This is a genomic window from Desulfovibrio biadhensis, assembly GCF_055388615.1.
On the sequence record NZ_AP042477.1, the window covers coordinates 222,459 to 234,912 of the forward strand.

Consider the following 12,454-nt stretch of genomic DNA (forward strand, 5'->3'; position numbering starts at 1 on the left):
GCCCCCCTCTTAACTGACATAATTCGCAGCAGGAGCAGACATGAAGAAAAGCATCTGGATCACGGCCCTGGATAAGGACGAGGTGGCGGCCAAGAAGGTGTTCACCACGGCCCAGCGCTACGGCCTGGACACTGGGGGGCACTTCTGGGAAGACGACCTGGAAAAACTGGCCTGGTCCAACGTAGCGCCCGAGCTGCTCAAGCCGGAAAATCATCTTTGGATCATTTGCGGCGCGAGGGAGAGTTTCGCCAAGGAGAGCGTACGCTTTGGCCTGTCCATGCTGGCCCTGATGCTGCACGACCGCAGGGGGCACGGTTTCCCCATCATCATGGTGCCTTATAGTGGCACCCTGGATAACGCCACCTTGCCTACGCCGCTCAAGGACGCTGAAACCCTGGACATGGCCAAACTGGGCGCAAAGGTTGCAGCCAAGGCCAACATCCCTATCAAACCCGTGGCAAGTCCCTACCTGCTGCGCGCCTACCCTATCCCTGGGCTGGGCTTGTGGTACGAAGTCGGCCCCGCACAGGGAGGATCCTGGAGTGGCGGGCTGTTCGGCGTATCCGGCGCTGAGATAACGGCGCACGGTGTGGGTCCTTCTGGCAAGCTGCCGGAAAAAGCCGTGCTGGAATACCCCATGAAGGGGCTGACGCTGCAAAGCGGTGAGACAGAATTCACTGCCTGGGGTGTGAAAAACGCCCTCCCTGAGGGACAATCCTATTACGCCCGTGTCCAGGGCTCGCCGGCGGCCTTGATCTTTGGCGAACTGCCAGAAAGCGACGACGCCGACGTCTACGTGGTGGGGCTTCAATAAAATAATCAGCGGGGAGACGGAACCGATAAGGCCTCCAGTCTCCCCGCATCTTTTCTTTCTGCCTTTCATCCCTGGGAAGGCGCCCGCTTCTGAAACAACTCCCCTCCTGCCGCTCCCTGTTTTGCCTGTAAGGAAATGCCCCTGGTCGCAAATATTTGCGGCGCCATGAAAGGCTAAAAGGGGCTCAGCCTGCCACCGCCTTTTTGATGCGTTCGGTCAATTCCGTAATATCCACGGGCTTATGCAGATAATCGCAGGCGCCTATGCGCATCGCCTCTTCACGGTCTTTTTCCGAACCATGCCCCGTGAGCATGATGGCTTTGACCTCTGGGTGCTGGCTGTGCACCACACGCAGCACCTCCAGGCCGTCCATACCGGGCATCTTGAGGTCCAGCACCATCACCTGGGGAACGAATTCCACCAAAAGGTGCACCGCTTCCTCACCGCTCAGGGCCACGCGCACTTCCATGTCCCGCAATTCCAAACGCTCGGCAAGCGTGGTGACGAATTCCTCTTCGTCATCGACAAGCATCACCGTAATCTCGTCCATGGTGTCATCCTCACAGAATAATGGTGATCATCCGCGATCAGGCGTTCAAGGCAGCAATGGTAAAACGCACACCAAGTGCGTCTTCTGTCCAGGCAGCCGTGCCGGACAAGGCAGCGGCAAGCTCGGAAAACGCATCAAAAGCCACGGCCGCTTCAGGTGCATCCGCCGCCGCAACAGCAGCATCCGGGGGAGTGTCCTTGCTCATCAGGGTAAAGGAAACCCCTTCCGCAGCTGGCACACAGCCAATGTGCACATCACTGCCCGGCGGGGTACAGGCATAATGCACCTGAATGCCGGCTTCCAGGGTTTCCAGCAGGAGGTACGGATCCGTGACAATGAGAAGAGGCGCATCCGGCTCTTCAGCCACCAGTTCCAGCTCCTTGCTACGGGCATGTCTCAGGCACAGATGCGCAATAAGCGCGCACCATTCGCCGCAGTCCACCTCGCGCGTGCCAGCATCCGGAGAGTGGGCGAACCGGTTGAAACGGGAAGCTATGGTCACACCGCGGTCAAGTTGCGCGCCAATGGTGTCCATGGCCTTGATGAACCGCGCCTTGTGCGGAAAATCAATGTCCTCGTTGATCTCCATAAGGTCTTGCATCAGGCCGCGGGATTCTTTCATGATCGCGAGCACATTTTTCATTTCATGGGTCATTGCCGCGGCCATGCGGCCGAAAAAATAGGCTCTCGGGTGCTTGGGTTCGCTCAAGGGGCTCTCCTTATGCCTTGTCTGCCTCGTGCAGTGCTTCACGCAGATTTGCCAGCAAATTGTCGATATCCACGGGTTTTGCCAAACAGCAAAAAGCCTGTTCCGCCTCTATTCCCAAATCCTTCCGTTCACCGCCTCTTCCTGTCAGCAGCAATACAGGCAAGTCGGGCATTTCGCTTTTAATTTCGGTCAATACATCCAAGCCGCTCTCGCCTGGCAGCAAGACGTCCAGCAAGACGACATCGGGCCGCTGTTTTTGAAGCTGCTCCCTGGCCTGCGCCGCGTCATGGGCCAGGCTGGCCTCCATGTCACGCAACTCCAGCCGTTCAGCCAGGGCGGATGCAAACTCCTCCTCGTCATCAACTATCAAAACCTTGATCATACCGGGCATGTCCTGCCTCCACCGTCCTCTTCTGTTTTTTCGATGGTGAGCGGCAACACCACTGTGAAGGTGGTGCCCTTGCCGGGAGTGCTCTTCACTTCAAGTTCGCCACCGAGCTTGTTTACAATGCCATAGGTGATGGACAGGCCGAGGCCGGTGCCCTTGCTTCCTTTTGTCGTGAAAAAGGGTTCGAAAATATGCTTCAGGGTTTCCTCATTCATGCCGCACCCGTCGTCGGCAATGGCGAGGGCCACCTGCTCGCTGCCCCGCATGAAGGACCGTATCGCTATGTGTCCTTCATCCGCCACGGCCTGCATGGCGTTGTTCAGAATATTCAAAAATACCTGCTGCACCTGCCCCCTGTCCGTCACCACGCGGGGCAGATTCTCGGCCAGGTCCAGATCGAGAGAAATCTTGCGGTACAGGGCTTCCTTTTCTAGAAATCCCAAGACTTCGCGCATGACGTCATTGATCTCCAGCTCTTCCACCTGAACTTCCATACGGCGCGCAAACCCCAACAATCTATGGGTAATCGTACGACAGCGCACGACACTGCCAAGAATGGAATCAGTGACCTTCAGAAATTTGTCCCGCTTGGGCAGGCCCTCGGTCATGCTGATGAGGTCTTTTAGCAAGCCTGCCTTTTCGTTGATAATGGCCAGGGGGTTGTTGATCTCGTGCGCCACCCCTGCCGCCAGACGCCCAATGGAGGAAAGCTTCTGGGTATGCTCCACTTCGCGGAACATAAGCTCCCGTTTCTGGTCCGATTCCTTGATGCGGTTTACGAGAATCCCCGTGAGCTTGAAAACCACGGCAAAATCAATAAGCACGCTCAAAAGGAAGATCAGCACGATTTCACCGCGCAGCGCCGACCATGAGCGGAACACCTCCTCCTTTGGGTGCGCCAGCATTAGGATGAAATCGGAGCGGGAGCAGGCCACGCTGGTCATGTAGAGTTCCGTGCCCTTGGGGCTTTCCAGCTCTGAAACCTGGGGTTCCAGCCCAACCTGGGGTAATGCAAAGGGCACCTTGTCCAGTACGTCGCCAAACATGGCCGATGGCGTCTGCAACACCCCTTCACGGTTCACTATAAAGGCATCGCTGCCACCGCCCAAATTGAGAGACGCCACGATGTCCTTGAATTTCACAATATCAACGCCAGCGCGCAACGACCAGTTCGCCTTTTCTGACGCCGGCTCCACTGCGATGACAAGATGCGGTACCTCGCCATCCTTGCGAACCACATTGCTGACAACCTTGCCCCGCGCCTGCATGGTCCTGAACCAGGGGGTAGCGGCAAACGATTCGCCCTCAAGAGCATAGGGACCGACGTAGGCGCGGACCACACCCTTGCCGTCGAGCACTGCAAGGTCTATGAGTCCCTCGAACTCTGCCTGGGCTGCACGAAAAATGCGCCCCAGATTTTCGCCAGTGGTCAAATCCTCCAGACTGTATGCCTGGGCGATGAAACTCACCGCTGCAAGCCGCTCTCGCATGAACAGCTCAAAGGAGAACTTGGTCTTGCTCGCCAGAGAGCGCATTGGCGTCAGGATTTCGACTTTGAGCCGGCTCTGATATTGGTAATAGTCGATAGCGGCCAACAGAGCCAAAGGCACCAACGTCACCATGAGCATCAAGATGATGATGTTCCGCTTGAGTACGGCATAGCGCCTGCCAGAGATTATCTCGTCAGGAACCATGTAGATGTCCTTGAACAGACGCTTCAATACGTTGCCCACGGGCATGCTCTTTCCTCCAGAAGGGGGCCTGCTGGCCTCGCCAAGGGCAAGGCCGTTCTGATACCTTTGGGTGGCAAAATGCGGGGCATTTTGCATTTGCAACTTTTTTGTTGTTGGTAATATAGGAAATAATGGCGATGATGTACACAAAAGACAATGTATCTTCCCCGCAACCTGTTGCAGCTGGTCAGGCCGCGGCAGCACGGGCTTATCTGGCTCCGCGTGGCTTGGGAGATGTGCTGGAAGCAGAACTCGCACTGCTTTTTCCCGCCCGGAGTATCGAAAAGCTGGATGACAGACTTTTTCTGGCGCACGAAACACCCCCTGAAGGGGTGGAGCCGGCCTGGGTCCAAAACATCTGGCTACACCCAGTGCGCGCAACCATACCGTCCATCAAAGGGGCTGCCAAAATTCTGCGTGGCATGCAGCGTAACTGGTCGCTCTATTCCATTACCGAGCACCGTCGCGCAGCATTGATCCAGGAACAGCTCCCCCCGGTAAAGGCCGCGCCACAAGTTTTTGGGGAGGCGGCTCCCGCCGCGCCGTTGGGATCCTGGACGCTTTTGGACCGGAATACACTTTTGGCGGCGCAGCAGTGCTCGAGCCCTTACCCGCATGGAGAGGCGCATTTTGTGGAGGACAAAAGCAGCCCCCCCAATCGGGCCTATCTCAAATTATGGGAGCTGTTCACCCTTACCGGCGCACGCCCCAGGAAAGATGATTTCTGCATTGACCTGGGCGGCTCCCCAGGGGGGTGGGCATGGGTGCTGGGTCATCTGGGCGCCAGAGTTCTGACAATAGACAAGGCGCCCCTGGCTCCCGAGGTGACCGCTTTGCCAGGGGTGGAGTGGCGGCAAGGCAGCGCTTTCGCCCTGGACCTCCGCGAATTGCAAGCCCCTGTTGACTGGCTGTTCAGCGACGTGATCTGCTACCCGTCGCGCTTGCTTACCCACATCCATCGCTGGATGGAAACGGGGGTGGTGCGCAATTTTGCCTGCACCCTTAAATTCCAAGGGGAAACGGACTACGCCACAGCGCGTGAATTTGCGTCCATCCCAGGTTCGCGGCTGGTGCACCTGTTCCATAACAAGCACGAGCTCACTTGGTACAAACTGGACACAGCAGAATAAACACCGCAACAATCAGAGACTACTCTCGATGATGGCGTCCACGGCCTGCAGCAAAGATTCGCAATGCCTGCCGTCGAAAAAGAGGATGATGTTGCCTTCCACAACCTTGCCCTGCATGCGGAAGGCCGCGCGAATAACCAGTGCATTTGCAGCCGGTACATCCTGCGTAAGAAGCTCGCCCAGGGAGGTCAGGTACTCGACCTTTGAATACTCGAAATAACTGTCAATGGCATTGCCTATGGCGCCCATGGTCCAGATCAGGACAACATTGCCCACCTCGCGTATGGCGTCGCTCCGGTAGTCGGCCATTTGTTCCTCTTCCATGCGCCCTGCAAATAATAACCGAAGCAGGCTGGCGCCGCTTTCCGCAGTAAAAATGAGCCCCGCCCCTCCGTGAATGGCGCCGGAAAAGCTGAGGCGCACCACATCCAGTCCCTCTTGCTCCCGCAGCCGGGCCAGACGTTGCAACACGGAAAGTTTGACCAAGCGCACAGATGGCGCCTCCAGGTCAACATGCGTATTCGTCATCTGATTCAGTGCGCCTGCAGCACGCCCCAGGCCAATATTCACAAGCTCCTGCAGCAGGTCCTGCTGCATGGTATCCAGGCGCAGTTCCTGGCAACCATCTTGGGAATTAGCTTCTTTCATGCATTGTCCCCTACCACAGCCAAAGGACTCGAACAATCGCATTATTCATATTAGGCCCGCCCTTTGCATTATTAATTCATGCAGGCAAAAAACACCCCTGGCGGAAGCGGCGAACATTTTGCTGTCGTCTTGTCCTGAAACATACTTCTACATTTCAGGGCCATGCAAAATGACCTGGTGTTTTTCAAGGACGCCCTGCTCTAAACCTTTTGCTGAAGTGACCGAATATTGCTGACAACGGACGGTGTCCCCGACTAACCAGAACGCAGCTTGCGTTCACAGGCCGTCGTGCTATGTTCAACTGACAAAAATTGCCCGGAAATGTACCCCACGCACCATAGGGGGCGCTTTTAATGAATATGAACCACATTACAGAAGCCCTGAACGTTCTGCAGAGCCTCTACCAGCTCAACCCGTTTCCATACTGGGCCATGGGAGCCTGGCTGCTGTTCAGCATCTGGTATGTAGCAAAAGCGTTTCGCGATTACGAAAGCATCAATCGTTACCTGCTGCAAATGATCCCCTTTGTGTTCACCATTCTTGGCATACTGGGGGCCATAAGCGGCAGTATCGGTTTTATCTGGGGTTTTTCACCCGAGGATCTGCTTTCCGGCTCCAAAACCATGTTCAAAGGCCTGCTGGGCTCCTGCGCCACCGCCCTTGCCGGGATTGCGTTATCACTTCTGTTCGGCAAGCTCATTTCCATGACGCACTACAAGGTGGAGATGCGCAAGGCGTTGGAAAACAACGAACTGTTTGTACTCAAACGTCTTTTGAAATTGCAGCTCAAGGCCTATGGCAAAGATCAGAAACACGCAGGCGGCTCACTGGATATGCTCAAAGGGGTGCGTCATGATGTGCGCGCCCTGGCCCCGTACCTGAAGCGCAATTCGCAAGAATTGCAGGAAGCCGTGGTAAGCGCCCTGCGCACCCCGGAAGCACCCCCGCTTTCCGACCAAGTCCAAAACCTCCATCAGGATCTGCTGCGTAATACGGAATCCATGATCGAACAGGGGCGGCGTCAGGAAAAACTGCTGCAACACATAGCCGCTTCACTCTCCGGCACAGGAGAACGCAGCCTGACCAGTCAGCTCCAGGCCGTGCGGCTGGAGCAACGCGAACGCGGTCAACGCCTGGAGACCAACATGGGCGCACTGTACGAACATCTGCGCACCCTCAATACCAAAAATCTGGGACAATCCCTTCGCGCCGGTCTCAAAGACCAGACCGACGCCCTCTCCAGAATCATCAGCGACCAGACCCGCCAGACAGGGGATATGATCGCAAACAGGATGGACGCCGCCGATGCAACCCGGGCGCACCTTATTCACATGATACGCGAAGAAGGGCGTTTGCAGCGCGAGACCATGGAAAAAGCCGCGGCCGAAACCCGCGAAGCAATGATAGCCGCCACCGCAGAGCAGAGACAACACAGCGAAAGGCTGGAGTCCTTATTGCAGGAAAGCAGAGAGCAAACCGACAGCCTGGCGGCGTTGGCCGCACAAATTCTCCCGGGTGTGCAACAGACCATGACGGAGCGTATGCAGACGCTGCATTCGCGGCTGACAGAGCTTGAGATTTTACAGTCGCGCCAAGGCGGAGAAAGCGCAAAATCCTTACAGGCATTGGCCAAAGGGCAAAAACAGCTGACCGCTGCCCTACAAGAGCAGCGCGCCCTGGTGCAGGAAATGCGCGAAGCAGTGTCCAACGAACTAGCCCGGGAGCTGGCAAGACAACAGGCCACCGCTGCGGCGGAAGCCGCACGCACCGCAGTGCGCAGCTTCAAGGACAGCTTTGCGCCCCAGCTTCAGGAATGGGCGGCTCATCTCGCCGATATCGCCCAGGAGCAGGCACGGCAGCAAGGTTTGCACACAGCGGAGAATATGGAAAATGCCTTTTCTACAAAGACCAAAGCACTTGCAGACAAGCTCGAGCAGGTAACAGCACAGGTACAGCGGGCTTTTGAACGCATCGAGGAACTCGGACGCCGTACCGATGATCTGGCTTCCGACAACAAGACGCTGCAGGAACTCATGCACCAGGCCAACAAGGCCCTGGAGTCCGGCCAAGGGTTGCAACGCATGCTGGAAAAACTGGCGGCCTCCCCTGCCGGCAACGGCAAGCATTTTTCCGCCAACAGCTTCGAACCTCTGGGCAAGAGCATGACCCAGCTGGTCTCCCGTCTGCGCGAAGTGGACGCCATCAAGAAAAAGGATGAACGTTTCTGGCGCAAGGTAGAGCGCCAGATGCATGACGGCATCCCCATTATCATGGGGGGCAACAAACTGCGGCTGGATGATGACCTCAACGGCAGTTTCACCGACAGGTTGCAACGAAGCTTCAACAACCTGGAAAAAATCCTGGAAACCATCGTTGACGGCTACCACCGCAAACCCAGCCTGCGGCAGTAAGGCCGCGCAGTCCCAACTACACAAAAAAAGCCTTCCTTGCGGAAGGCTCAGAATGCTGACAAACCCTCGCCAATCGGCGAGGGTTTTCTTATACTATCTTCATGCTAAAGCCGCCCAAAAATCAGCAGGTGAAAATGGAGTTTGTTTCGATCAACGAACTTGTCCCCATGAATCATCTGCTTCGCAAAATTGCCAAGGTTATTGATTTCTCCTTTATTCATGAGCTCACCAAGGATTTGTATTGCGAGGGCAATGGCCGTCCGGCCATTGAACCGGTGGTGCTCTTCAAAATGCTATTCATCGGCTATCTGTTTGGCATCCGCAGCGAGCGTCAGCTTGTCAAGGAAATCCAGGTCAATGTTGCCTATCGCTGGTTCCTTGGCCTGGGATTGCAGGACAAAGTGCCCGATGCCAGCACCATCAGCCAAAACCGGCGGCGCAGATTTAACGACACCAGCGTTGCCCAGGACATTTTTGACGGTATAGTGTTCCAGGCCATGAAAAAGAGGCTTGTCGGCGGACACACGCTTTACACCGATTCCACCCACCTGAAAGCCAACGCCAACAAGCATAAATTTACGGAAAAGCTCGTTGCCCAAAGCACGAAGTCATACTTGGGCGAACTTGAAGACGCCGTGGAGGAAGACAGGCGCAGGCATGGAAAGAAACCGCTGAAGCAGGACAACCGCGAAGCGGGGTCCAAGCGGATCAAGCAGAGCACAACCGATCCGGACAGCGGGTACATGGTACGCGAGGGCAAGCCTAAGGGCTTCTTTTACTTGGATCATCGCACTGTGGACAGCCGACACAACATTATCACCGACAGTTACGTAACTCCGGCCTCGGTGCATGACAGCATGCCCTATCTCGATCGGCTGGACCGACAAATCAACCGCTTCGGCTTTGCTGTGAAGCACGTCGGCCTCGATGCAGGATATTTCACCTCACACATTTGCAAGACGCTGGAAGAAAAGCATATTTATGGTGTCATTGGCTATCGTCGTCCCACTCGTCGCAAAGGGATGCTCCCCAAACGCGCCTTTGAATACCTGCCGGACAAGGACTGCTATCTTTGCCCCGAAGGCCAGGAGCTTCACTACTCCACCACCAACCGCGAAGGATATCGTCTCTATGACTCGTTACCAAAGGTTTGCCGCCGCTGTCCGTTACTGAAAGAGTGCACAACAAACCGGAATTGCAAGAAAACAGTGACACGCCATGTGTGGCGGGAATACGTGGATACGGTGGATGCGCACCGGCTCACGGAATTCGGAAAAAGAATCTATGCTCGCCGGAAAGAGACCGTAGAGCGCAGCTTTGCCGACGCCAAACAACTGCACGGGCATCGCTATGCTCGGTTCTGCGGCCTGGCTAAGGTCCAGGTTCAAAGCCTGCTTTCCGCCACATGTCAAAACATGAAGAAAATGGCCTTGCTGCTGGCCCCTTTGGAGCTGTCATACAAATATTTGCAGCCCAAATGCCTGTACTTTCTTCCTCAGTCTCTCTGTCTCGTTCGATTGGGGCCGATCGAGCCAACATCCCAGCTGGCAGCGGCCTGAAAAGAAATCGGTTCATAAAAACAAACCCCACTTTGCAAAAAGCGGGGTTTGTCAATGAGCTGAGCCTTCCTTGCGGAAGGCTTTTTGGTTTTCATTATTGTGCTTCTGCGTCCTTGGGTTTGTATTTCTCAGGAAAATCCAAGAACTTCGCGTTAATGGCCACAATCACTGTGGAAAGTGACATGATCACGGCGCCTGCAGCCGGACTCAGGATAATGCCGGCCCAAAACAGCACCCCGGCCGCCAGAGGAATGGCGATGACGTTGTACCCCGTGGCCCAGAACAGGTTCTGAACGGTCTTGCGGTACGTGGCCTTGGAAAGGGCCATGATGGCTGCCACATCGCGCGGATCGTTGCGCACCAGCACCACGTCGGCCGACTCCATGGCAACATCTGTTCCTGCGCCAATGGCAATGCCCACGTCGGCCTGTGCCAGGGCAGGCGCGTCATTCACGCCATCACCCACCATGGCCACCACATGGCCTTTACCCTGGAAGTCCTTGACCTTATCAGCTTTTTCATCGGGCAGCACTTCGGCCACGTAATCGTCCAACCCAAGCTGTTTCGCCACCCGTTTGGCCACGGCCTCGTTATCGCCCGTCAGCATCACCGACTTCACGCCCATGTCGCTCAGGTCGTCAATCGCTTCTTTTGAGGCGTCGCGTATCTGATCTTCCACCGCCACGGCGCCTACCAGTTCGTCATCCTTCAAAACATAGACGATGGTTTTGCCCTCTTGCTCAGAAATATCCAGGGCTTCCAGTTCTTTTTCGTGCCCCAGTTCTTCCACATAGCGTCTGCTGCAAACTATTACTTCGGCGCCATCGGTTTTTGCTTTCGCGCCTTTTCCTGCAATGGCCTCGAAGTCTTCAACGTCCTGAGGTTCGTCCACTTCTGCGGCAATGGCCACGGCAATGGGGTGTTCCGCCCTGGATTCCACAGCGGCTGCCAGACGCAGCACTTCGTCCTTGTCATTTCCTTTGACAGGCAGCACGGCGCTGACGCCGAATCGCCCTTCTGTGAGGGTCCCCGTCTTATCGAAAATTACGGTGTCGATCTTGCGCGCGGATTCAAAGGGGGTGCGGTTACGCACCAGAAACCCTCGCTTGGCGGCAAGCGAAGTGGAAACGGCTATGACAAGGGGAATGGCGAGCCCCAAAGCATGGGGGCAGGTGGTGATCATCACCGTCACGGTGCGCTCAAGCGAGTAGGCGAAATCCTTGCTGCTGAGCAACACCCACAACAGCATAGTGACGGCGCCGGAACCGAGTGCGACAATGGTGAGCCAAAACGCTGCGCGATCCGCCAGGCCCTGCGCTCTGGATTTACTCTTCTGCGCTTTTTCCACCATGCCCATGACCTGGTTCAAAAATGAATCCTCACCTGCCTTTTCAACGCGGACATCAATGGAGCCTTCCTGATTAACGGCGCCGCCAATGACATCATCGCCCTCGCCTTTGGAAACGGGCTTGGTTTCACCCGTTAATAGGGATTCGTCCAAGGAAGTCTTACCTGCCACCACAGTGCCGTCAGCCGGAGCCTTTTCACCCGGTGCAATGCGCACAACGTCGCCTTCCTGCAGTTCCTCCACCGGCACTTCTTCCGTGGAGTCATCATCTTTTACCCGTCGGGCTGTGCCCGGCATCAGCGAAGCCAGGCTCTCCATGGCGCCTGAGGCGTGCATCACAGAACGCATCTCAATCCAGTGCCCAACGAGCATGATGTCGATAAGACTCGCCAATTCCCAGTAAAAGACCTTGCCCGCGACCCCGAAAGTGACGAGCCCGGAATAGCCATAGGCCACGGCGATTGCCAGGCCGATGAGTGTCATCATGGCGGGCTTGCCCTGCTTCAACTCATCAACCGCACCTTTGAGAAATGGCCAGCCACCATAAAAGAATACAGCACTGGCCAAGCCGAAAAGCACAAGGGAGGAACCAGGCAGCCAGGTAACTTCCCCTGCGCCCACAAACCCCCGCAGCATGGGAGACAGCCAGGCGAGCGGGATGGTCAATACAAGCGAAACAAAAAATCGGCGCTTGAAATCCTGCACCATATGTTCATGGTGCGACTGGTGCCCCTTGTGTTCGTTATGTTTATGCCCGTGGTTCTGAGAGGACTGCGACGTTTCCTGCTTCTTGGCATCATGTGCGGCGTGCGTATTCCTGTCACTCATGGAAAATGAAACCTTTCATCTTGAATTTCTTTGGAATTACTCAGAAAAAGGGACTGCCGTTACAGCACTGTGGGAGGACTAGATTGCGTGCGCGCCATTTGGGAGGGGGGGGGCCAAAGACGCGCACGCAAGGAAGGACGTCAGCCGAAGCCTCGTGCCGAAGCTCGGCACATCCGACCTATCCATGATTGGTAATGTATTAACACCAGCGTCACTGCGCCATAGTCCGAGACAGCAATTCAAAGTAAGATTTCGCCCTTTTTCAACGTAGGCTTTTATCCTACAGGGATTAAAGGCGCGCCAGCCCGCCAGTGTTATTATGCAGCTAGCAGTGGA

The 12,454-nt window shown here is 55.9% G+C and carries 10 protein-coding genes; 4 read left to right on the forward strand and 6 right to left on the reverse strand.

The window, feature by feature from the left end; translation table 11 throughout:
• The first annotated feature begins 40 nt into the window (after nucleotides 1–40).
• Nucleotides 41–814 (forward strand): hypothetical protein, encoded by a 774-nt coding sequence (locus ACZ5EH_RS00945; RefSeq protein WP_464276272.1) that lies wholly within the window; start codon nucleotides 41–43, stop codon nucleotides 812–814.
• Between the two features lie 184 nt (nucleotides 815–998).
• Here ACZ5EH_RS00945 and ACZ5EH_RS00950 read toward each other — a convergent pair whose 3' ends face one another.
• From ACZ5EH_RS00950 to ACZ5EH_RS00965, 4 genes are read right to left on the reverse strand one after another with little or no spacing between them, the layout of a single operon-like run.
• Nucleotides 999–1,364: a response regulator gene (locus ACZ5EH_RS00950; RefSeq protein ID WP_464276273.1), complete on the reverse strand. Its 366-nt coding sequence runs from the start codon at nucleotides 1,362–1,364 to the stop codon at nucleotides 999–1,001.
• A 37-nt stretch (nucleotides 1,365–1,401) separates the two neighbouring features.
• Nucleotides 1,402–2,073 carry a hypothetical protein gene (locus ACZ5EH_RS00955; RefSeq protein WP_464276274.1) on the reverse strand — a complete coding sequence of 224 codons (672 nt, stop codon included), beginning with the start codon at nucleotides 2,071–2,073 and terminating at the stop codon, nucleotides 1,402–1,404.
• A 10-nt stretch (nucleotides 2,074–2,083) separates the two neighbouring features.
• Nucleotides 2,084–2,464, reverse strand: a complete 381-nt coding sequence (locus ACZ5EH_RS00960) for a response regulator (protein ID WP_464276275.1) — start codon at nucleotides 2,462–2,464, stop codon at nucleotides 2,084–2,086.
• On the reverse strand, nucleotides 2,452–4,200 hold the full coding sequence (locus tag ACZ5EH_RS00965; protein ID WP_464276276.1) for a sensor histidine kinase: 1,749 nt from the start codon (nucleotides 4,198–4,200) through the stop codon (nucleotides 2,452–2,454). Before ACZ5EH_RS00965 ends, ACZ5EH_RS00960 begins: the two co-directional genes overlap by 13 nt.
• 131 nt (nucleotides 4,201–4,331) lie before the next feature.
• Between ACZ5EH_RS00965 and ACZ5EH_RS00970 the strand changes: the two genes are divergently transcribed.
• On the forward strand, nucleotides 4,332–5,324 hold the full coding sequence (locus tag ACZ5EH_RS00970) for an SAM-dependent methyltransferase (RefSeq protein WP_464276277.1): 993 nt from the start codon (nucleotides 4,332–4,334) through the stop codon (nucleotides 5,322–5,324).
• A gap of 12 nt (nucleotides 5,325–5,336) precedes the next feature.
• On the opposite strand, the gene ACZ5EH_RS00975 is transcribed toward ACZ5EH_RS00970, so the two are convergent.
• The gene (locus ACZ5EH_RS00975; RefSeq protein WP_464276278.1) at nucleotides 5,337–5,972 is read right to left on the reverse strand and encodes a chemotaxis protein CheC; all 636 of its coding nucleotides are present in this window, start codon (nucleotides 5,970–5,972) and stop codon (nucleotides 5,337–5,339) included.
• Between the two features lie 353 nt (nucleotides 5,973–6,325).
• On the opposite strand from ACZ5EH_RS00975, the gene ACZ5EH_RS00980 reads away from it, so the two are divergent.
• The gene (locus ACZ5EH_RS00980; RefSeq protein ID WP_464276279.1) at nucleotides 6,326–8,383 is read left to right on the forward strand and encodes a hypothetical protein; all 2,058 of its coding nucleotides are present in this window, start codon (nucleotides 6,326–6,328) and stop codon (nucleotides 8,381–8,383) included.
• Nucleotides 8,384–8,484: 101 nt separating this feature from the next.
• On the forward strand, nucleotides 8,485–9,942 hold the full coding sequence (locus ACZ5EH_RS00985) for an IS1182 family transposase (protein WP_464274772.1): 1,458 nt from the start codon (nucleotides 8,485–8,487) through the stop codon (nucleotides 9,940–9,942).
• A 94-nt stretch (nucleotides 9,943–10,036) separates the two neighbouring features.
• Here the strand turns inward: ACZ5EH_RS00985 and ACZ5EH_RS00990 are convergent, their stop codons facing one another.
• Nucleotides 10,037–12,118, reverse strand: coding sequence for a copper-translocating P-type ATPase (locus tag ACZ5EH_RS00990; protein WP_464276280.1), 2,082 nt, complete (start codon nucleotides 12,116–12,118; stop codon nucleotides 10,037–10,039).
• Nucleotides 12,119–12,454 lie beyond the last annotated feature (336 nt).